Raw genomic sequence first — 21,092 nt, forward strand, 5'->3', positions numbered from 1 at the left:
ACGGCGGCCCGGTGGCGTCGTAGCGCCCTGACTACCAGAGGCCAGTGCCGTTGAGCACAGGAGGAAGGCCGGGGGCGCTGAACGGCACTGCTGGGCGGACCTCCGCGCGGTGGTCGTGGGGCGAGGGGATCCCGCTCCCGGCATTCCCAGCGCCTGCCCCGCGGGCGTCCTCGTTGCGGGTCCGTGGGGTGCCCGTGCCCGTGCCCGTGCCCGTGCTCGCCGCGCTCGCCGCGCGCGGGGGAGTGCTGGTGCCCGCCGGGCGGTCCGCCAGCGCGTCGCTGATCGCGGCGAAGACCTGGTCGGTCTCGATGAGGAAGGCGTCGTGCCCGTAGGGGGACTGCACGGTGACCAGTCCCCGACAGGCTGGGGACTGGGCGATCGTCTCGCCGTCGGCCGGGGTGAACAGCCGGTCGCTGTCCACCACGACGACCGTCAGGTCCGCCGTGATGCGGCGCAGCGCCGCCTCGACGCCGCCACGGTCCCGGCCGATGTCGTGGCTGTTCATCGACTGGGTCAGCCGCACATAGCTGTTGGCGTCAAACCGACGGGCCAGCTTCTGCCCGTGGTGCTCCAGATAGGACTGCACGGCGAACCGGCCACCGGCAGCAGGGTGCTCGCCCTGCTGTGCCTCATTGCCGAACCGGTCCTGCAGCTCCGTGGAACTGCGGTAGGTCGCGTGTGCGATCTGGCGGGCGATCTCCAGGCCTGTGCGCGGCCCCGGCCCGGGGTAGTAGTCGCCGCGGTGATAACCAGGATCCTGCTGGATCGCGAACAGTTGCGGTGTGGCCCAGCCGATCTGGTCGGCGGAGGCGACCGCCGAGGTGGCGATCGGCAGACAGCGACGGACCCGCCCGGGGAGGGTGACGGCCCACTCCAGGGCGCGCATCCCACCCATCGAGCCGCCGATAACGGCCGCGAAGGTGTGAATGCCGAGCCGGTCGGCGAGCAGCGCCTCGGCCCGGACCTGGTCCCGGACGGTGACCTGGGGGAAGAGCGAACCCCAGGGCCGTCCGTCCGGGCCAGGTGAGGAGGGGCCGGTGCTCCCGCGACACCCGCCGAGCACATTCGGTGCCACGACGAAGTAGCGGTCGGTGTCCAGCACCCTCCCCGGGCCGATCAGCCCGGGCCACCACCCGGGCGTCGGACTGTCCGGCCCGGCAGGACCCTCCACGTGGGAGTCTCCAGTGAGTGCGTGGAGCACCAGCACGGCGTTGTCCCTGGCCTCGTTGAGCCGTCCCCACGTCTCGTAGGCCATTCGCACGCCGGGCAGGTGCTCCCCCGACTCCAGGAGCAGGTCACCGACGGGGAGCGTGTGCCGTCGGCTGCCGGACCGGACAGTGTCAGAGGTCATCTGGACTCAGAGCTCACAGACCCTTGGCGGCCCGGAAACCCGTCTCCAGGTCGGCGATGATGTCGTCGATGTGCTCGAGCCCCACGGCCAGGCGCACCAGCCCCGGCGTGACCCCGGCCGCGGCCAGGGCACCCTCGTTGAGCTGGCGGTGGGTGGTGGAGGCCGGGTGGATGACCAGTGAGCGGACGTCGCCGATGTTGGCGACATTGGAGTGCAGCTCCAGGGCCGAGACGAAGGCCTTGCCCGCCTCCAGGCCGCCGGCGATCTCAAAGGCGAGCACCGCCCCGGCGCCGTCGGGCAGATACCGCTGCGCGAGCTCGTATGACGGGTGCCCGGGCAGTCCCGCATAGCTCACCGAGACGACCTGCTCCTGGTCCAGCAGCCAGTTCGCGACCTTCTTGGCGTTGGCCACGTGGCGCTCCACGCGCAGCGAGAGGGTCTCGACGCCCTGGGCGATCAGGAAGGCGTTGAACGGGGAAATCGCCGGGCCGATGTCGCGCAGCAGGGTGACCCGGGCGCGCAGGATGTAGGACAGGTTGGTCCCGCCGAAGGTCTCATTGCCGACGCCGAGGTCCTTGGCGAAGGTCAGGCCGTGATAGCCCTCGTCCGGCTCGTTGAAGCCGGGGTACTTGTCGGGGTACTGCGCGTAGTCGAAGTTGCCGCTGTCGATCAGCACGCCACCGATCGCGGTGCCGTGGCCACCGAGGTATTTGGTGGCGGAGTGCACGACAATGTCAGCGCCGTGCTCGATCGGGCGGGTGAGGTAGGGCGTGGCGATGGTGTTGTCGATGATCAGCGGCACGCCGACCTCGTGCGCGACGTCGGCGATCCCACGGATGTCCAGGACGAGACCACTGGGGTTGGCGATGCTCTCACCGAAGAAGGCGCGGGTGCGCTCGTTGGATGCGGCGCGCCAGGACTCCGGGTCGGTCGGGTCCTCGACGAAGGTGACCTCGATGCCCAGCCGGGGCAGGGTCTGGGCGAAAAGGTTCTGCGTCCCGCCATACAGGCTGGGGGAGGCGACCAGGTGGTCACCGGCCTGGGCGACGTTGAGGATCGAGAAGGTGGACGCGGACTGGCCGCTGGCCAGCAGCAGGGCCCCCACGCCGCCCTCGAGGTCGGCGAGGCGGTTCTCCACGACCTCGGTCGTCGGGTTGCCGATGCGGGTGTAGATCGGGCCGAGGTCCTCGAGGTTGAACCGGGCGGCGGCGACGTCCGCGTTGTCGAAGACGAAGGAGGTGGTCTGGTAGATCGGCAGGGCGCGGGCACCGGTGGCGGTGTCCGGGGTCTGACCGGCGTGGATCTGTCGGGTGGCGAAGGACCAGGACATGGTGTGCTCTCCAAAGGGTTTCAGGGTGCGCGGGTAGGGCGCGCGAGGCGTGTCAGGGAAGGGTGGATCGAGGTGAGGCGGCGTGGTGGCGCCGGCTGAGTCGCGCAGACTCGGCCCGGGGTCGGGCGTGCTGGTCTCCGGTGGCGGACTCAGCGGTTGGGCATTCGGCAACAGGTCACAGCAGCGCTCCTTTGTGCGTCACTGGGCCCACCGGTCGACGGGCCCGCGCTTGCGGATCGCAGCTCCGGTGCCACGTCCGCCGGGTCATCACCCGGGGCACCCCACCGCGAGTGGAGGGTTGCCGCCCAACGAGCCGGGGCTTGACGTTGGGACTCATGACCTGACGTAGTTCTATCAGAAGGCGTCACCGAGGTCAATTCGGTTGTCAGGCCTCACAGGGTGTCCAGATCGAAGGTTCTGCGACAAAACGGCCACGAATCAGTGCGGATCATGCGGTTTGGGCCTTCGGGCCGAAGAGAGGCGGCTACAGTCGGCTGTCACACCCCAGGAGGAATAAACTCATGGCCACTGTCTCCGCGCATGTCGCCGCCACGCTGACCCGGCACATCAGCCAGGTCTTCGGGGTGATGGGCAACGGAAACGCACACTTTCTCGACGCGCTCGAGCGGGAGACCGACGCCGTCTTCACGGCGGTCCGCCACGAGGCGGGGGCGGTGGTGGCCGCCGACGCCTGCTACCGCGCCGGCGGTGGGCTGGCTGCCGCCACCACGACCTACGGGGCTGGGTTCACCAACACCCTCACCTCCCTCGCGGAGTCGGCCCAGGCACGCATCCCGCTCATCCTGGTGACCGGGGAGGCGCCCCGCTGGGGGCGCCGACCGTGGGACGTGGACCAGCTGGCCCTAGCCAGCGCCGTGGGGGTGCGCACCTTCACCGTCGGACGCACCGACTCGGCGGCCACCGCCATGCTCGCGATCGAGCACGCACTGTCCTACTCCCTGCCCGCCGTCCTGGCCATCCCGTATGACGTGGCCGGCCTTGACGTCGGGGACATCCCGGCGGCGCCGGACCCGATGGTGCCCCCGCCGGTCGCGCCCACCGGTGAGCTGGCGACGGGCAAGGTGGCCGAGATCGCCCGCGCGCTCGCGGGCGCTCAACGCCCGGTGCTCCTCGCCGGGCGCGGGGCGTGGCTGGCCGGAGCCGGTCAGGACCTGGGGGCGCTCGCCGCCGCCACCGGTGCGGTCACCGCGAGCACGGCCCTGGCCCGCGGCATCTTCCCCGAGCAGCAGTTCGACCTGGGGGTCGCCGGCGGCTTCGGCGCCGAGGGAGCTATGGAGCTGATCCACCAGGCAGATGTCGCGGTCGTCTTCGGCGCCTCGCTCAACCAGTTCACGATGCGCTTCGGGGAGCTGTTCGACCCGGCCGCGCGGGTCATCCAGGTCGACCTGTCCAACACCGCGACCCACCCCCAGGTGGGTGACTACCTGCACGCCGACGCCGCCCTGGCCGCCCGGGCGATCCTGGCCGAACTGGAAGCGACCGGCGCGCAGAGCAGCACCTGGCGCGAGAGCGTCGACCTGGCGGCGCTGCGTGCCTATGACCCCGGCACCGGGCTGGCCTCAGACGGACGCCTGGACCCGCGCTCGGCGGCCCGACGTCTCGCCGAGCTGTTGCCGCAGGACCGGGTCGTGGTGTCCGACGGGGGTCACTTCATCGCGTGGGCCAATATGTACTGGCCCGTCGCCGCCCCGGACCGGATGATGATGATCGGCACGGCCTATCAGGCCATCGGGCAGGGCTTCCCGTCGGTGGCCGGCGCGGCCCGGGCCAAGCCGGACTCGACCGTGGTGCTGACCACCGGTGACGGGGGCGGGCTGATGGCGCTGGCCGATCTCGAGACCGCGGTGCGGGTGGCCGGTGGCCGCGGGATGGCGGTGGTCTGGAACGACCGGGCCTACGGCGCCGAGGTCCACCTCTATGGCCGGAAGGGCTTTGCCCCTGAGCCGATGCTCATCGACGAGGTCGACTTCGCCGGCCTGGCCCGCGCGGTCGGTGCCGAGGGTGTGATCGTCCGCACCCTCGAGGACCTCGAGCACCTCGCGCAGTGGACCGAGCGCCCGGTCGCGGAGCGTCCGTTCCTGCTGCTCGACCTGCGCATCAGCCGCGAGGTGATGGCCCCCTACCAGCGTGAGGTCATCCGAGTGAACGCCTGACCACCGGGCTGACCACCGGGCTGACCACGGGCTGACCGCCGTCAGTCGCCCGGTCCCAGGACGCTTGCCGCGAAGAGCACATGGAGGGCAACGGTGGGGACGATCCACAGCACGGCTGTGACCAGGCGGCTGCCCGGACCGCCGCGGAGACTGAAAAAGCGGACGCCCTGAGAGATCCCGAAACCCACCAGGGCGGTGTAGAGCAGGCCGAACCCCGTGAGCCAGACTCCCTCGCCGTCATTCCACGTCGGGTCACCCCGACCGATGGCGACGCTGAGGCCGTGCCACAGCATGAAAGCTCCCACATATGAGAGCACTCCTGCCAGCAGGCCCCCGGCGAGGGACGCTGCCACGGCGACTACTGTCCCGCCCCTGCGATCACGTCGTTCCCGCACAGACCCTTCGAGGCTGAGGTCCAAGCGGGAACTGGGCACGTGCTGACGGTACAGGGGGATTGCACGCTTCCTCCTGGAGCCCCCCGGACACGGACAACGGCCGGTGACGACGTTCCCCGCGTCGTCACCGGCCGTTCGGTGGACCGCGCTGCCCTTGCCCGAGGCGTGCGGTCGGGCTCATCGCCCAGATGGTGTGTGTGCGCCCGTCCCCGGACGTTGCAGCTCAGCCGCCGCTGTCGAGGTCCTCGTCGTCATCACTGCGCCGCAGCAGGGCGGCCAGACCGACGAGCACCAGGATGATCCCGAGGCCGACCAGGGTGAGGGGCCCGGACCGGGTCCAGTCGAGGTCGAGGCTGGCCCACTCGACCCAGAAGGCGCCACCGGCGACGACCAGGCAGATCAGCCCGAGGGCCACCGTGCCCCAGGACGGACCGGAGGGGCGGGGCAGGGCACGAGGCGGTATGTCGGCGGGCTGCTCCCGCGACCCACTCGCCTCACCCGCGGTGAAGTTCGTGTGGTCACCGTGGGCAGATGTCGCCTGGTCGCCGTGCCCGAAGGCTGCCTGGTCACCGTGGTCGGTTGTCACCGACTCGTCGTGCTGGAGGGCGGTCGTGTCATCCGACCAGATCCCCCTGTCATCGTTGCGGAACGCGTCGTTGTTGCTCACTGTCCGTCTCCTTCCACCAGGACCTGACCGAGGCCCACGTTGGCCTCGACCTCCAGATCGATCGGTCCGTCGCCGACCACGATCACCTCGTCAACACCGATCCCGTCCATCGACCGGCCGTCGTTGACGTCGACGCTGCCCGCGCCGGTGCCCGCCTCGATGCGGACGGTCAAGTCGTCCGGGACCAGGATGGTCAGGTTGCCGAGGGCGACGCTGGCCAGGATCGGGTCCGGGAAGTCCTGCGGGTCGACGTCGCGCAGGTCGAGGATCCCGGTGCCGGCACCGAGCCGGAAGGGTCCCTGGTTGTCGATCGTCGCGTCGGGGGTCCAGGTGACATCACCCACCCGGCCGGAGGGCACGAAGTAGTTGCCGATCGGGAGCGCGACCACGGTCAGGACGAGCGTGCAGATCGCCAGGAAGCCTGGGAAGCCGGAGGTGCGGCCGACCAGCCCGAGCAGCAGGATCACCAGCCCCAGCGCGCCCAACGCCCCGGCCAGCCCGACCAACCAGGGGTTGACCGACCAGTTGTACTCGGACGCGGCCCAGGCCAGACCGCCACCTGCCGACAGGGCCAGACCGGTGCCCAGCAGCGTGCCGGCGACCCCTGCGGAGCGGCGCCCTGGACGGCGCGGCGCCGGCGGAGGCTTTGGCGCGGCCGGTCGGGCCGCTCGGGGAGGGCCACCCCAACCGCCGTGACCGAGCGCCGGGTCGGTGGTCGTGACCCCGACGTGTGTGGGGTCGGTGGTGCTGGCGGCTCCGGAGGGCGTCCACGCCGTGGCGCCGCCGGTGCCACCTGAGCTGTCGGAGTGCGACCAGCCCTCGTTGCCGCCCGGGTGGCCCGGTGCAGCGGAGGTCCCAGCGGAGGTCGCAGCGTAGGGCGGCGGGGCGTGACCCGCCGCACTGCCTGACTCGCCAGGAGCGGCAGACTGCGCGAACTGCTGGGCGCGCTGGCCGTAGAAGCCGGGCTGCTCACGCTTGGTCCACTCCGTCCACAGCCACCAGACCCCCAGGCCGAGGATCACCAGCGAGATGACCCCCCAACCGGCGAAACCACCGTCCCACCAGCCGCCGCCGAACCAGCCGAACGAGCCGAACACGCTCAGCACGGCGGCCACCAGGAGCACGACCGACTCGGCCTTGCCGTCCCGCAGCGCGGACTCGATGTGGGTCTCCTCGTGGCGGTTGGGGATGACTAGCCAGGACAGCAGATAGAGCACGACGCCCAGGCCCATCCCCAGGCTCAGCACGACGAACAGGGCGCGGATCACCAGGGCGTCGACGCCGAGGCGCTCGGCCAGCCCGGAGCACACGCCGCCGAGCCAGCTGTCGTCGGAGCGTCGCAGGTCGATGCGCCGCAGTCCCGTGAAGAAGTTGTCGGTTCCCGACGGACCGAACTGTCCGCCGTGGGGTGGTGTCTGTGTCATGACTCAACTCTCTCCCCGGAGGGGGCCCCGCCGCTATGAGGGTCGACCCTGATCGGACCCTGACCGCACCCCGATCCGTCGGGGTTGCGGTCTGACATTGGGGGAGGATGGGGACGTGAGCAGCCCACAGCCCTCGTCGCTGCCGCCGGGGAGTCCTCCGCAGCGGCCGCGACCAGCCCTGCGCCGTGCTGCCGACGGGCGCGTGCTGGCCGGGGTGTGTGCCGGGCTGGCGGATCATCTCGGACTGCACCCGCTGGCACTACGGGTGGGATTTATCGTGCTGACCGCCGTCGGTGGTCTCGGTGCCCTGGTCTATGCCTTCCTCTGGGCCACCATCGAGCCTGCCGTGGAGAGGCAGGCCAGCACGGCGCCACCCGGCTCGGCCGCACCTCGTCCGACCTCGCCCGGCCCCACCTCCCAGCCAGACGCTGTGGGGAGCGGATCGGCGGGAGGGTCCGGCACGGCATACGGGATGGTCCAGGCACGCCTGCGGCAACCGGGCACGGGCATCCTGCTCGTCCTCGGGGGTGGGTTGGCGATCCTGGTGGGAGCCATCGCCCTCGTGCAGACCCTGGGGCTCAACCTGCGCCTGGACATCACCCTCCCCGTGCTGGTGCTGACCATCGGAGCCGTCTTTGTCTGGTCCCAGCTCGACACCAACGGGCGCGACCGGCTGCTGGCTCACCAGGGCAACCGACAGCAGGCACTGGGGCGGCTGATCATCGGGGTCGGTCTGGTCGCTGCGGCGCTGATCGCGCTGACCGCCCAGGGACGCAGCCTCGACGAGCTGCGCGATGTCGGGTTCGCCGTGGTGCTGGCGCTGGTCGGGGTGGGCCTGCTGGCTGCCCCCTATGTGACCCGTCTCTGGCGCGACCTGCGCGAGGAGCAGGCCGCCACCGCCCGCGCGACCGAGCGAGCCGACATCGCCGCGCACCTGCACGACTCGGTCCTGCAGACCCTGGCCCTGATCCAGCGCCGCGCGGACGACCCTGGGCAGGTCACCCGCCTCGCCCGCGCCCAGGAGCGCGAGTTGCGCAGCTGGCTGTATGCCGGACCCGTCGGGCACTCCGCCACCCTCGCCGGGGCGGTCGCGGCCGCGGGACACGACGTGGAGGACCTGTATGGCGTGCCCATCGAGCTGGTCGTCACGGGGGACCGTCCGCTGGACGACCGTGGTCAGGCCCTGGTGAACGCCCTGCGGGAGGCGCTGATCAACGCGGTGCGGCACGGCGCGGCGCCGGTGTCGGCCTACGTCGAGGTCGGCACCGCCTCCGTGGAGGCCTTCGTCCGCGACCACGGGCCCGGGTTCGAACTGGACGACGTGCCGGAGGACCGCCTCGGGGTGCGCGAGTCGATCCTGGGCCGGATGCAGCGCCACGGCGGGACCGCCGCGGTGCGACGCCTGGAGCAGGGGACCGAGGTCAGCCTCGAGCTGCCCGTGGGCGGGCCCCCGGCGGATGCCGGGCCGCGCCAGCCCGACGCCTCCGCCGCCGCGTCGACCACCCCCGATCATCCGCACGACCAAGGAGCCGACTCATGACCGACACGCCCGCGCCCATCCGGCTCGTCCTCGTCGACGACCACCGGATGTTCCGCTCCGGTGTCCGCGCCGAGCTCGACGAGATCTCCGCCGGGCGCCTGGAGATCGTCGGGGAGGCCGGCACCGTCGACGCCGCGGTCGCCGTGATCCACGAGCACCGTCCGGACGTCGTGCTGCTGGACGTGCACCTCCCCGGAGGCAACGGACGCGGCGGGAGTGATGTGATCGCCGGATGCGCTGGGGTCACCACCGCGAGCGGAGCGCCGGTGCGCTTTCTCGCGCTGTCCGTCTCGGACGCGGCAGAGGACGTGATCGCCGTGATCCGGGCCGGTGCCCGAGGCTATGTCACCAAGACGATCAGCGGACCGGAGCTCGGCGGGGCGATCGTGCGGGTGGCTGACGGCGACGCGGTGTTCAGCCCGCGGCTGGCCGGGTTCGTCCTCGACGCCTTCGGCGCGGCCGCCGGTGAGATCGCCGAGGTCGATGAGGAGCTGGACCGGCTCAGCGCTCGCGAGCGTGAGGTGATGCGGCTGATCGCCCGCGGCTACCAGTACAAGGAGGTGGCCAAGGAACTGTTCATCTCCATCAAGACGGTGGAGACGCACGTGTCCTCGGTGCTGCGCAAGCTCCAGCTGTCCTCGCGGCACGAGCTCACGGCGTGGGCCTCGGCCCGCCGCCTGCTCTGACGCCCACCCGGACCGGGCGCCGCCCACCCGGACCGGACGCCGCTCAGTCGGGACGGGCGCCGCTCAGCCGGGACGGGTCGGGTCAGGTCGGGACGGGTCAGGTCTCGCGCTCGGGGTGGCGGGGCTGCAGCAGGGCCACGACGGCACCGACGACCAGGATCGCGCCGGACAGCAGCAGGCCGGTGCCCAGGTCAGCGGTCAGGTCCGAGACCCACCCGGTCAGGGTCGGCCCGACCGTCTGACCGAGACCGAAGGCGATGGTGGCGAAGGCGAGTCCCGCGGTCCAGTGCGGCTGGGGCAGCGACTCCCGCACCGCGATGCTCACGGCCGTCACGACCGCCAGGAAGCTGCCGCCGACGACCGCGCCGGACAGGTAGGCCGCGACAGGACCGTCCAGCAGCACCGGGAGCACGGTGCCCGCGGCCAGGGCGGTCATCACCACGGCCATCCCGCGGGAGCCACCCAGGCGGCCCAGCAGCGGCCCCCAGGCCAGGCCGGAGAGGGCGGCAGCCAGCCCGACGACCGCCCAGAACCCGGCGATCAGCGGACCGGACATGCCCTCGTCGGTGAGGTACTCGCTGATGAAGGTGAGATAGGCGATATAGCCCAGCCCGAAGCAGGTGTAGGCGACCACGGCCCAGCCGATGAGCCGCCGGTCCCAGTGTCGGGCCAGGTCCTGGGCAGGCACCGGGTCGCTCACCTGGCGGGCCGCCCGCGCCGCAGCGAGCGTGGCCACCGCGCCGACGGCGGCCAGGGCGAGCCAGCCCTGCCGCCAGCCCGCGCCGTCGGTCACGTCCAGCAGCAGCGGGACCAGCAGACCCGCGGCGACGATGCCGGCACCGGCGCCGCCGAAGTAGACCCCGAGCAGCACCGCGGCCCGGCCGCGCGAGCCACGATGGCTCGCTTCCGCCACCAGCGCCGCTCCCAGGACGAAGGCCAGCGCCCCAGCCAGCCCGGCGACGAAGCGGATGGTGAGGAGCACGGCATACGTGCTGGTCGCGGCGGTCAGTGCCAGGGCCACGGTGGTCACCGCGGTGCCCCACACAAAGGTCCGCCGCGTGCCGAAGGACCGGGCCAGTGGCGCCGCGACCAGGGCACCGAGCAGATAACCGGCGGCGTTGGTGGTGTTGAGGGCGCCCGCCGCGGAGTAGGACCACGACAGGTCGTCGCTCATCGCCGGCAGCAGCAGCGCATAGGCGAACCGGGCCAGGCCCAGCGCCACGAGCGGCCCCGCGGCCAGCCCGATCGCCACGGCCAACCGACCGTGACCCTCGGCTGCGACGGGCTGCACCGGCGGGAGGGTCAGACGGCCGGGGTGTCGAAGTAGGTGCGGCGCTCGGCCGCCAGCCCCGCCTCGTCGTAGTCCACGAAGTCGCAGAAGCCGACCGTCACCTGGGTGCCGTCCCTGAGCACTCCGGTGAACACGCCGCGGACCGCCACCGAGGGGCCGTCCACGATCAGCTGGTCGACCCGGTGACTGCCTGAGGCGATCACCCGCGTGCCGCTGTAGAACGCCTGCAGCTCCGCGCGCCCGCGCATCGGCTCATAGCCCGGGCGGTGATAGACCGCGTCGGGGGCAAACCAGTCCACGACGCCCTGGGTGTCCCCGGCGTCCACCGCGCGGTAGTAGCGCTGGGTGGCCTCGACCAGGTCCATCAGCGCGATTCCGCAGCCCCGGCGAGCCGCTGGGCCGCCCGGTCGCGGGCCGCCTGCTCGGGCGTCACCCCGCGGCCGTCGGCCTCGGCCAGGATGTCCGTGACTCGCTCGCCGATCCGCTCCAGGGCACTGACCAGGGTGTCCTCGTCCCAGCCGACGACTCCGGAGTGGACCTGGATGACACCGCCGGCGTTGGCCACGAAGTCGGGCACGACCGTGACCCCCGCCGAGCGCAGCGCCTCGCCGGCCTCGGCGGAGTCCAGGGTGTCGTTGGCCGCGCCGGCCACCACGCGGGCGCGGATGCGGCTGGCGTTGTCGGTGGTCAGCACCCGCGCCACCGCGCAGGGTGCGAAGACGTCCGTCTCGGCATAGGGCGCCTCGTGCGGGTCGATGATGCTGGCCCCGAGCTCGTCGGCCAGGGCCTGCGCACGGGTGCCGTCGATGTCAGCGACGGACAGGAGAGCGCCGTCGGCCGCGGCATACCGGGCCAGGCTGGCGCCGACATGTCCGGTGCCCTGGACGACGACCCGCACCCCCTCCATGTCGCGGTCGAGGGTGTGCCGCACCGCGGCGCGCATCGCCGCGTAGACACCCCGGGCGGTGTAGGGGCCGGGGTCCACCTCGTCGCAGAACGCGCGCCCGCCGCGGGTCTCGATCACCCGCATATCCTCCGGCGTGGTCCCCATGTCCACGCCCGGGATGTAGGTGCCGTTGGTGCGGGCCACGAACTCACCGAAGGCCTCCAGGGCGGCGCGGCGCTCCTCGCCCGTCAGGGGTGCGTCCGAGTCCTGGAGTATGACGGACTTCGCACCTCCGTAGGGAAGGTCGGCGCACGCGTGCTTGAGGGTCATCGCCGCGGCGAGCCGCTGCGCCTCGATGACGGCGGCCTCGGGGGAGTCGTACGGCCGCCAGCGGGTGCCGCCGAAGCCCGGTCCCAGGGTCGTGTCGTCGATGGCGATGACGGCCCGCAGACCCGTCGCGTCGTCGTGGCAGGTGATGACCTGCTCGGAACTGAAGAAGTCAGGAGCCACGTTGCTCCCCGTGTTGGTGCCCATGAGGTCAGTTCACCACAGCGCCGGTCGGTGCGAGGATCAGGGTCATGTCACGCACCACCGCCGCCCTGGCTGCAGTCGTCCTGGTGCTCGCTGCCGGGTGTGCTGGCGCCGACGACCCGGACACCGCTGGGTCGGAGGCGGTGTCCGACAGCGCAGTGGTGACCACCGCTCCGGCGGACGGCTCTGAGACCGGCCTGTCGGCATACGGACTCGCGCTGCTGGCCACTCCGGCAGAAGCGACCCACCTGACGGTCACCGATTTTGATGCGATCCGGGCGCGGCTCGGGGTGCCGGACCTGACCTCGGCGGACATCATGACCGACCGGCTGGAGTTCTGGCGGTCGGCGGAGACCTCCAGCGTGCTGCTCACCGACGGGCTGCTGCGCGAGGAGAACAGCCGCTATGACCTGACCTATGACTTCACCCAGGACGACGTCGATGCCGAAGCGCGATGGAGTGGTCCGGACGGTGGTGGATTCCTGCTCGCGCTGCGTCCCGACCTGGACCTCGACCTGGTGCAGGCGGCCATCGAGGACGGTGCGCCGGGGCTGGGCGGGGCGAGCCTCGACCGGGCGACCTCCACGGTCCTGGAGGGCGCGGGCACCGAGGGGGTGTGGGCAAGCGGCAGCGCCACCGCCCTCACCGAGGTGGGGGACGTGCCCGCCGAGAGCCTGATCGTGCGCAACGGGTGCGCGCCCTTCGCTGCCGCGCTGGGCGTGGACGCGACGATCGAGGACCAGGAGCGGGTGCTGAGCGCGCACGATGTCGAGGGCCTCCTGGACGTGGAGGCGGTGGCGATCGCATTCACCGGGATGTCCGCGACCGTCCGGCTGGGCTATCCAGGCGGCACGGAAACGGTGGCGATCGAGGAGGACCTCGCGGCACGGCTGGCCCTCGCGCAGGACTGGCCGACGACCGAGTCCATCGGCTTCTCCGACGGGTTCGGCAGCGGATCGGTCACGGGGGCCGACGGCACCGTCGGGGAGCTGGAGTATGCCGTCACGAACCCGGGCGCCGCAGCCAACCTCGCCCTCGCCGACCTGGTCCCGCTCGGGGTCTGCAGCGACGTCGACCCGCTGGAGGAGCCGACCGGTCTCTGAGTCGCGGCGCGCAGGGGCGGCTGTGCTGAGGCACGTGTCGGCATACGGAATGTCAGATGAGGTCGACGACCCACCCGCCCGTCAGGGTGTCCAGGTCAAAGCGCGCGAGTCCCTGATAGTCCAGCGTCCAGAGCTCATCGCCAATCACCATCGTGCGGCTAGGTCCCTCACCCCAGTACTCACTCTGGTCAGGGCCGACGCTGATCTTGCCGTCCTCGGTCAGGTCGCCGTCGTTGACACCGAGCACGACCACGCCACCGAACGACTCGTCCTTGGACTCTCCCCACCGGGCCATCGGCAGGAAGACCTGACCCGTGGCCGGCCAGGAGGTGAACGCCCGGTGGTCCCACTCGACGGGGGTGTAGCCACCGTCCCAGGTCATCACCGCGGTCTGCGTCGGTGCACTCAGATCGCTGATGTCGAAGACGGAGACCTGCATGCCCTCGGACTGCCCGCTCTCGGGGTCAGCATCCTGGCCCACTCCGAGCAGCGTGTCCTCGTCGAGGGGGTGCAGGTATGCCGAGTAGCCAGGAATCTTCAGCTCACCTGTGACGTGGGGCGCGGTGGGATCACTGGTGTCGATCAGATAGAGCGGGTCGGTCTGGCGGAAGGTCACGACGGCCGCCAGGTCGGCGGACAGGTAGCGCACCGCCCGGACCTGCTCGGTCAGCCCGAGCCCGTCGACGCGACCGGTTTCGGTGAGGGTGTCGCCGTCCTCGCGCATCATGATCAGCGAGGACTGCGACTCCTCCGAGGCCGCCCGCGGGTCGGTCGTGGTGGCCACCCGGATCACGCCGTCCTCCTCGTCGAGAGCCCACTGGCTGAGGAGATAGCCGTCGACCGTGCCGGACGCCTGGTAGGTCGTGCCGTTGGGGTCGCTGATGTCGAAGGAGTGCAGGTCCGTCTGAGCGGTGCTCCCGTCGCCCCACTCGGAGATGTCGCCGTCAGTCCACCGCCACGGGTCCCACCGGTTGGTGGCAACGATCAGCCGGTCAGTGCTGGCATAGACGGTGCTGCCGGTGGCGACCAGGCCGGCCCCGGAGGTGGGCACCGGTGTGCCGGAGTCGATGTCGAAGCTCAGGACGGTCATCGTGGTCAGTCCGGCGGGGTCTCGCGGTCGGGAGATGTCCTCGCAGTCCAGGAGTGGCTCGATCGAGAGCACGCTCCCGTCGGCGTCGAGCGTCGAGACGTGCGGGATCCAGTCGTCGATCTCGGTCGCGCGGATCAGGTCACGGTTGGTCTCCTCAGCCTCCTGCTCCGAGCTGAGCCGGCCATCCTGCGGGCTGGTCTGCTGCACCGAGGGCGGGTCGCTCACCAGCACCATCCGGACCGTGCCGTCGATCATCCGTGCCGACTGATAGGCGCCCTCCAGCCGCACCGACCCGATGGTGCGCGGCTCAGCCGGGTCGCTGAGGTCGACCGTGGTGACCACGGTGCGGGACATCGGGAAGGCCAGGTGCTGGGTGTCGCTCGTCGACGCCCAGTGGGGCCACTCGTGCGAGAGCACCACCAGGGTGCTGTCCTGCAGCAGCAGTTCACCGGCCTGGATGCTGTCTGCCCGTGCCGGGAGCTGGACGGTGCTGAGGACCTCTTCCGTGGCGACGTCGATGATCTGGACCGTGCCCGTGATCGTGGTGACGATGATGCGGCCGTCGGTCTTGACCAGGTCGGCCTCGTCGACGCCCTCCTCCTGCACGTTGGTGGTGGAGTGCTCTGGGGCCGAGCTCGCGCTGGAGCCCGCGGCCGCGCTGTCCTCCACCCCCGCGTCGCCACCGGCGGCGAGCCAGCGGTCGCCGTCATAGCCGCCGCTGCCGATGCCATAGGGGCCGACCTGCTCCAGAGCGTTGGCCTGGTAGTAGGTGAGCAGCCCGGCGCAGTCGTCGAAGGGCTGGATCAGCGAGGCGGGCAGGGCTGTGATCGCGGCGGATGCTGTGGTGCTGTCCCACGGCGCCGCCGTGCTCGAGGGTCGTGGCGGTGAGTCTGCCGGAGCGCGGGTGCCGGGTGGCTGCGCGCACGCGGTGAGGCCGGTCAGCAGCGAGAGGCTGACGAGCGCAGCAAGAGCGGGGCTGGGCAGTGGCGAACGAGGCATCGTGGCCTCCGGTGCGAGTCGGGCTGACGGCAGTGTCTGCAGTGAGACGCAGGCCCACCCGACTTCGGTTCCACGCAAGTCCCAGGTTCGGTTCCACGCAAGTCCCAGGCCGTGGCACCCGATCCTTCCCGCTGCCGCGACGTCTTAGAGCCGGAACTGCATCTTCGAGCCGGTTACAACAGGCTCGAAGACACTTTTCCGGCTCTAAGACGCCTGCGGCGGGGACGGTCAGGGGGTGCTGGCGCGCCGTGGGGGCGGGGGTAGGCCTACGGGTCGGTGGGGCGGGGGTAGGTCTACGGGTCGGTGGGGCGGTGTGTAGGTCTACGGATCGGTGGGGCGGGCCGAGGGCTCGGCGATCTCGGTGACGACCTCGACCGTGGGATAGACCGGCTGCCACATGAGGTCCTGGATGTCCTGGATCGGGTTGTCCAGGGTGACCGTGGCCAAGCCTTCCGCCTCTGCGGCTTCCACCACGCGGACTGCCACGGCAGCGGACACCGCGCGCAGCTGCCGCATCGTCGGCAGGACCGAGGCGCCCAGCCGTTTGGCCGACGTCATCTCGGCCACGGCCCGCGACGCGGCGGCGATCATGCGGTCGCTCACCTTCGTTGCCCGGCAGGCCACGACACCCAGCCCGATGCCGGGGAAGACCAGCGCGTTGTTGGCCTGGGCGATGTCAAAGGTCGTGCCGGCATACTCGACAGGCCCGAACGGTGAGCCGGTGGCGATGAGGGCCTGGCCGTCGGTCCAGGCCAGCAGGTCAGCGGGCACGGCCTCGGCCTTGGCGGTCGGGTTGGACAGCGGCATGATGATCGGCCGTTCACATCCTGCGGCCATGTCACGCACGATCGCCTCGGTGAAGGACCCGGACTGCGCGGAGGTGCCGATCAGGATGGTCGGTTGCACATTGCGCACGACGTCGGCCAGGGCGTAACGACCGGACTCGGCGACGGTCCACGAGGAGAGCTCATCGGACGGGCGGGCATAACGCTCCTGGAAGGGCCGCATCGGACCGGACGTGTGCAAGAGTCCGCGGCTGCCCAGGCCCCAGAAGAGACGCGCTGCCTCCTCCTCCGTCATCCCCTCCTGGACCATCACATCGCGCATCAGGTCGGCGATGCCGATGCCGGCCGTGCCCGCACCGTGGATGACGACGCGCTGGTCGCTCATCCGCTCACCCTTGGCGCGCACGGCCGCGATCGCCGCGGCGGCCACGACGGCGGCGGTGCCCTGGATGTCGTCGTTGAAGGAGACGTGCTCCTCGCGATAGGTGTCCAGGATGCGGTGGGCGTTGTTGGCGCCGAAGTCCTCCCAGTGCAGCAGAGCCTTGGGGAAGTGTCGCTTGACGGCGGCGACGAAGGTCGCGATGAACTCGTCATAGCGCTCCCCGCGGACCCGGGCGTGCCGGGCGCCGAGGTAGGCCGGGTCGTTGAGCAGGGCGAGGTTGTCGGTGCCCACGTCGAGCACGATCGGCACCGCGCGCAGCGGGTGGATCCCGGCGGCAGTGGTGTAGACGGCGAGCTTGCCGACCGCGATCCGGATGCCGCCGACGCCCTGGTCGCCGATGCCGAGGATGCCTTCCGAGTCGGTCACCACGAGCAGGTCGATGTCGTCCGGGCCTGCGCCGTGCGAGGCCAGGGCCTCGTCGATGTCCTGAGGGTTGTCGATCGCCAGATAGATGCCGCGGGCCCGGTCGAAGGTTGAGCTGAACCGTTCGATCGCCTCACCCACGGTCGGCGTGTAGATGATGGGCAGCATCTCGTCCAGGTGCTCGGCGACGAGCCGGTAGTAGAGGATCTCGTTGAGGTCCTGCAGCTGGTTGAGATAGACGTACTTGCTCAGGTCGTCGGGCTGTCTGTCGAACTGCCGGTAGACCCGCTTGAGCTGCTCGTTCATCGAGTTCACGGCGGGTGGCAGCAGCCCCTGCAGGCCGAGCGCGCGCCGCTGCTCCAGGGTGTAGGCCGGACCGAAGTTGAGCATCGGGCGCGCGAGAACCTGCCGTCCGCGGACAGCGATCTGGACGGTCTCGACACCGTTCTCGGTGCGGAACTGAAACTGGCGCGCCATAGCGGAAATCTAGTCCACCCCGCGGTGTGCAGATCACCGGGGCAGGTCGAGCCAACCGCGCAGGTCGTAAACGGCGACCCCCGCGCGGGTCCTGGACGGCGACCCCCGCACAGTGCCGGTTGCCGGCGAGCTGCGCGCTCACCTGTGTGGTCACGCTGCCCACCGCGTTGGGCGACGGGATCCCACCCCGGTCAGTGTGGTTCGGCGTCCCAGGGATAGCCGTGCGTGACGAAGGCCGTCCGGACAGCGTCCTTGCCGCCCTCGACCTCGCCGCGGAAGAGGGTGCGGCCCTGCTCGGTCTCGAGCACCAGGTTGCCGCCGTCGCGATAGACGGTGGCGACCTGCGCACGTCTGATGGTGCGCACCTGACCCTTCTGCTCCACATTGACCTGGTCCCGCCCCACGTGCAGCACGGGTGACTGATGGATGATCACGGCAGCAAAGACCGCACCCGCCAGCAGTCCCAGAACCGGGAGCGCCCAGGCGACCCACGAGTGGTCGGCCGAGGCGATGAGCCGCAGCGGCCCCTGGAAGGGCACCCACTCCAGTCCGGTCGCAAAGTCGGCGACCGGCCGGATCGCCACCCCGAGCAGCAGCCCGACGGCGGCGCAGACGCCCGCGACCAGGGCCTTGGCGCTGGTGTCGAACCCGAGGCGGGTGGCCTGTTGGTCAGGCGGGTCACCCGGTGAGGGGCCCGGCTGGGGAGCGGACGGCATACGGCCGATCAGAGGTGGACCATGTGGCCGGCGATGCCGTGCAGCGCCTCCATGACCGCCTCGCCGAGGGTCGGGTGCGCAAAGACGACGCGGGAGAGCTCGTCGGCGGTGAGGTCCCAGGTCTGTGCGGCATTGAGGACCGGCAGCAGCTCCGTGACGTCCGGCCCGATGAGGTGCGCGCCGATGATCTCGTTGTGCTCTGCGTCCGCGACGATCTTGACGAAGCCGACCGCGTCGCCGAGGCCCTGCGCCTTGCCGTTGGCCGAGAACGGGAACTTGGACGTCTTGACGTCGTAGCCCTTCTCCTTGGCCTGCTCCTCGCTGTAGCCCATGGAGGCGATCTGCGGGTGGCAGTAGGTCGCGCGCGGGATGAAGTCGAAGTCGATCTCCTGGGTCTCGGCCCCGGCGATGGTCTCGGCGGCGACGATCCCCATGAACGAGGCGGTGTGGGCCAGCATCAGCTTGGCGGTGACATCACCGATCGCATAGACGTTGTCGATGTTGGTGCGACCGCGGCCGTCGACGGCGATCGCGCCGCGCTCGGTCGTCTCGACCCCGATCGTCTCCAGGCCGTAGCCCTCGATGCGGGGCGCGAAGCCGATCGCGGACAGCAGCCGGTCGGCCTCGATCACCTCGGAGTCGCCACCGTCGGCCGGGCTCACCGTCACCTTGACGCCGCTGCCGGTGTCCTCGACGGACTCGACCTTGGTCTTGAGCATGACCTTGACGCCGAGCTTCTTGTAGTGCTTGAGCAGTTCCTTGGACACCTCGATGTCCTCGGTGGGGACCATCCGATCCAGGAACTCCACGATCGTGACGTCGACACCGAAGTTGGTCAGGACGTAGGCGAACTCGACGCCGATCGCGCCGGAGCCGGCGATGACGATCGAGCCGGGGAGGTTCTCGTCGAGGATCTGCTCCTCGTAGGTCACCACGTTGTCGCTGACCTGCACGCCAGGGATCATCCGGGTGGTGGCCCCGGTGGCCAGGATCAGGTTGTCAAAGGTGAGTTCCTGGCTGCCGCCGTCGCTCAGCTCGACGCTCATCGAGGTCTTGGAGGTCAGCGTGCCCCACCCGTCGACCTCGGTGATCTTGTTCTTCTTCATGAGGAAGTGCACGCCCTTGACGATGCCCGCGGACACCTGGCGGCTGCGCTTGTGCGTTGGGCCGTAGGACATCGTGGCGTCGCCCTCGATGCCGAACTTCGCCTTGTCGTGCGTCAGCGTGTGCGCCAACTCAGCGTTCTTGATCAGCGCCTTGGAGGGGATGCAGCCGACATTGAGGCAGACGCCACCCCAGTACTGCTTCTCCACGACGGCGACCTTCTTCCCGAGCTGGGACGCGCGGATCGCCGCGACATACCCTCCGGGACCAGCACCGAGAACAACAACGTCATAGTGATCGGCCATGGGGGACAGTATGCCGTTTGTCGACTCCGAGGGCAGCCGCACCCCGTGCGGCAGAATTCGACGAGGGTGTTTGGCTGCACTCGACACGCAGCCGCTCCTGCTGGAGTGCCTGGGCCGCCAGAGAGCGCCGGATCTCCCGTCGCAGGTGTGCCCTGAGCAGTCCGGTGAAGTGACCTAGCCGGTGGCCGACAGCCCACGCCACCCACGGTCCGGCGAGGAGGGCTACTGCCGTCATGAGGGCGACGACGGGTGCGCCACGGAGGACGACGAGGACCGGGTAGACCACTGCGGCGACCCCGATGAGGTGCAGGACCGCCACCAGCCCATGACCTGCGCTCACGATGCTGGTCGACGCCGACGTGCTGTCCCGCCGAAGAGCTGCGACCCGCTGCGACATGGCCCACCGGACGAGGCCGAGCACGAGCAGCAGCAGAGCACCGGCGTAGAACGTCGTGAGCGTCCAGGTGGAGAAGCGCACCTGCAGGAGGATCGCCAGCGGGGTGGCGATGGACACGGCCCAACCCACGGGGGCACGCCAGCGGCCCAGTGGCCCGTCCGAGGCCCTGCGGGCTGAGGCGATGTCGAGCTGGCCGAGCGCCGTCCCAAGGTTGTGCCTGCCGCGGGTGACCTGAGCGAGCAGGTGGGCGTGCAGCGCGGAGTGAGGCCTGCTGAGGGCCGCGAGCCAACTGAGCAGCACCCCGAGGCCCCCGAGCAGCGCCGCTCCGGGCCAGGCGGCCATCGACGTGAGATCGAGATAGGCGATGGCTCCCCAACACAGAACTGCTCCGGTGATCATGGTCAGGAGGGTCACCGAGTCCAGCAGGACGCCCCTCGCGATGGCTGCCGGCGTGTTCTGGCCACCCTCGGAGCTGATGCTGACTGCCACAAAGAGGGTCAGGCAGACGGCAACAAGAGTGATGACGGCGGGGACCAGCAGGTCGGCCGTAGTGCTCCGGGGTAGGGCTGACAGGTAGTGCCAGAACTGGGTGACGGACGAGCCAGGGGCACCACCGGCTGGGTCCTGGAGTGCCTGGACGAGGCCGCCGAGCGCAGAGAAGAGGAAGTGCACGCAGAACGCCCCCGCGGCGCTCAGGAAGCTGAACACCAGGGCATTGCGTCGGATCCGCAGCTGCTCGAGGTGAGTCGCGTCGTCGAGGAGAAAGTCATCCGTGAGGTCTATCCGAGACCGTTGTGGGGAGTGCGCTGGCGCGGCGGCCGCGTGCCACGTGCTGTAGGCGGCGAGGGCAGCGGCACACGACGCACGCAGAAACCTGGTCCTTCGTCGGTCCGCTCCGGCAGTGCCCATCCCTTGACCCCCTTCGTCGTGCAGCGTAGGTGTCACCACTGACAGAGCTCACGCACGTGACGAACTTGATTAAGTCCAGAAAAGATCTATAATGGATCTAATCCAGAAAACAAGCAGGCCACGGGCG

At 70.5% G+C, this 21,092-nt stretch carries 17 protein-coding genes and 1 riboswitch; of the genes, 4 read left to right on the forward strand and 13 right to left on the reverse strand.

Going from position 1 to position 21,092, the window contains the following annotated elements; all coding sequences use genetic code 11:
* Positions 1 to 31 precede the first annotated feature (31 nt).
* Both metX and FNH13_RS03495 read right to left on the reverse strand, forming a co-directional pair.
* On the reverse strand, positions 32 to 1,351 hold the full coding sequence (metX, locus tag FNH13_RS03490) for a homoserine O-acetyltransferase MetX (RefSeq protein WP_143782180.1): 1,320 nt from the start codon (positions 1,349 to 1,351) through the stop codon (positions 32 to 34).
* A gap of 13 nt (positions 1,352 to 1,364) precedes the next feature.
* Positions 1,365 to 2,681, reverse strand: coding sequence for a bifunctional o-acetylhomoserine/o-acetylserine sulfhydrylase (locus tag FNH13_RS03495; protein WP_143782181.1), 1,317 nt, complete (start codon positions 2,679 to 2,681; stop codon positions 1,365 to 1,367).
* Between the two features lie 220 nt (positions 2,682 to 2,901).
* A riboswitch (SAM riboswitch) is annotated at positions 2,902 to 3,022 on the reverse strand.
* A gap of 180 nt (positions 3,023 to 3,202) precedes the next feature.
* Between FNH13_RS03495 and FNH13_RS03500 the strand changes: the two genes are divergently transcribed.
* Positions 3,203 to 4,855 carry a thiamine pyrophosphate-binding protein gene (locus tag FNH13_RS03500; protein WP_143782183.1) on the forward strand — a complete coding sequence of 551 codons (1,653 nt, stop codon included), beginning with the start codon at positions 3,203 to 3,205 and terminating at the stop codon, positions 4,853 to 4,855.
* A gap of 41 nt (positions 4,856 to 4,896) precedes the next feature.
* Here FNH13_RS03500 and FNH13_RS03505 read toward each other — a convergent pair whose 3' ends face one another.
* From FNH13_RS03505 to FNH13_RS03515, 3 genes are all read right to left on the reverse strand, one after another.
* The gene (locus FNH13_RS03505; RefSeq protein ID WP_143782184.1) at positions 4,897 to 5,148 is read right to left on the reverse strand and encodes a hypothetical protein; all 252 of its coding nucleotides are present in this window, start codon (positions 5,146 to 5,148) and stop codon (positions 4,897 to 4,899) included.
* 325 nt (positions 5,149 to 5,473) lie between these two features.
* Positions 5,474 to 5,917, reverse strand: a complete 444-nt coding sequence (locus FNH13_RS03510) for a hypothetical protein (RefSeq protein ID WP_143782185.1) — start codon at positions 5,915 to 5,917, stop codon at positions 5,474 to 5,476.
* Entirely contained in the window at positions 5,914 to 7,341 is a 1,428-nt protein-coding gene (locus FNH13_RS03515; RefSeq protein WP_143782187.1) for a PspC domain-containing protein, read from the reverse strand. Before FNH13_RS03515 ends, FNH13_RS03510 begins: the two co-directional genes overlap by 4 nt.
* A 115-nt stretch (positions 7,342 to 7,456) precedes the next feature.
* Between FNH13_RS03515 and FNH13_RS03520 the strand changes: the two genes are divergently transcribed.
* The gene (locus tag FNH13_RS03520) at positions 7,457 to 8,881 is read left to right on the forward strand and encodes an ATP-binding protein (protein WP_228266574.1); all 1,425 of its coding nucleotides are present in this window, start codon (positions 7,457 to 7,459) and stop codon (positions 8,879 to 8,881) included.
* Positions 8,878 to 9,567, forward strand: coding sequence for a LuxR C-terminal-related transcriptional regulator (locus tag FNH13_RS03525; RefSeq protein WP_143782189.1), 690 nt, complete (start codon positions 8,878 to 8,880; stop codon positions 9,565 to 9,567). The genes FNH13_RS03520 and FNH13_RS03525 overlap by 4 nt, the downstream gene beginning before the upstream one ends.
* A 97-nt stretch (positions 9,568 to 9,664) precedes the next feature.
* Here the strand turns inward: FNH13_RS03525 and FNH13_RS03530 are convergent, their stop codons facing one another.
* The 3 genes from FNH13_RS03530 to FNH13_RS03540 are packed head-to-tail and all read right to left on the reverse strand — an operon-like array spanning position 9,665 to position 12,278.
* Positions 9,665 to 10,858, reverse strand: a complete 1,194-nt coding sequence (locus tag FNH13_RS03530) for a YbfB/YjiJ family MFS transporter (protein ID WP_165700008.1) — start codon at positions 10,856 to 10,858, stop codon at positions 9,665 to 9,667.
* 11 nt (positions 10,859 to 10,869) lie between these two features.
* Complete coding sequence (locus FNH13_RS03535; RefSeq protein WP_143782193.1) at positions 10,870 to 11,223, reverse strand: nuclear transport factor 2 family protein; 354 nt, start codon at positions 11,221 to 11,223, stop codon at positions 10,870 to 10,872.
* Complete coding sequence (locus FNH13_RS03540; RefSeq protein ID WP_143782194.1) at positions 11,223 to 12,278, reverse strand: Glu/Leu/Phe/Val dehydrogenase dimerization domain-containing protein; 1,056 nt, start codon at positions 12,276 to 12,278, stop codon at positions 11,223 to 11,225. Before FNH13_RS03540 ends, FNH13_RS03535 begins: the two co-directional genes overlap by 1 nt.
* A gap of 44 nt (positions 12,279 to 12,322) precedes the next feature.
* Between FNH13_RS03540 and FNH13_RS03545 the strand changes: the two genes are divergently transcribed.
* A complete protein-coding gene (locus FNH13_RS03545) occupies positions 12,323 to 13,378 on the forward strand; it encodes a hypothetical protein (protein WP_143782196.1) in 1,056 nt (351 codons plus the stop codon).
* 52 nt (positions 13,379 to 13,430) lie between these two features.
* Here FNH13_RS03545 and FNH13_RS03550 read toward each other — a convergent pair whose 3' ends face one another.
* The 5 genes from FNH13_RS03550 to FNH13_RS03570 form a co-directional block, all read right to left on the reverse strand.
* On the reverse strand, positions 13,431 to 15,467 hold the full coding sequence (locus FNH13_RS03550) for a beta-propeller domain-containing protein (protein WP_143782198.1): 2,037 nt from the start codon (positions 15,465 to 15,467) through the stop codon (positions 13,431 to 13,433).
* Between the two features lie 321 nt (positions 15,468 to 15,788).
* On the reverse strand, positions 15,789 to 17,534 hold the full coding sequence (locus tag FNH13_RS03555) for an NAD-dependent malic enzyme (protein WP_143782200.1): 1,746 nt from the start codon (positions 17,532 to 17,534) through the stop codon (positions 15,789 to 15,791).
* A 191-nt stretch (positions 17,535 to 17,725) separates the two neighbouring features.
* Positions 17,726 to 18,250 (reverse strand): YqeB family protein, encoded by a 525-nt coding sequence (locus tag FNH13_RS03560; RefSeq protein ID WP_143782202.1) that lies wholly within the window; start codon positions 18,248 to 18,250, stop codon positions 17,726 to 17,728.
* 8 nt (positions 18,251 to 18,258) lie between these two features.
* A complete protein-coding gene (gene lpdA, locus FNH13_RS03565; protein WP_143782204.1) occupies positions 18,259 to 19,659 on the reverse strand; it encodes a dihydrolipoyl dehydrogenase in 1,401 nt (466 codons plus the stop codon).
* Complete coding sequence (locus FNH13_RS03570; RefSeq protein ID WP_143782206.1) at positions 19,643 to 20,965, reverse strand: hypothetical protein; 1,323 nt, start codon at positions 20,963 to 20,965, stop codon at positions 19,643 to 19,645. The genes lpdA and FNH13_RS03570 overlap by 17 nt, the downstream gene beginning before the upstream one ends.
* Positions 20,966 to 21,092: the final 127 nt, after the last annotated feature.

The sequence above is a fragment of the Ornithinimicrobium ciconiae genome, assembly GCF_007197575.1.
GTDB lineage: Bacteria > Actinomycetota > Actinomycetes > Actinomycetales > Dermatophilaceae > Ornithinicoccus > Ornithinicoccus ciconiae.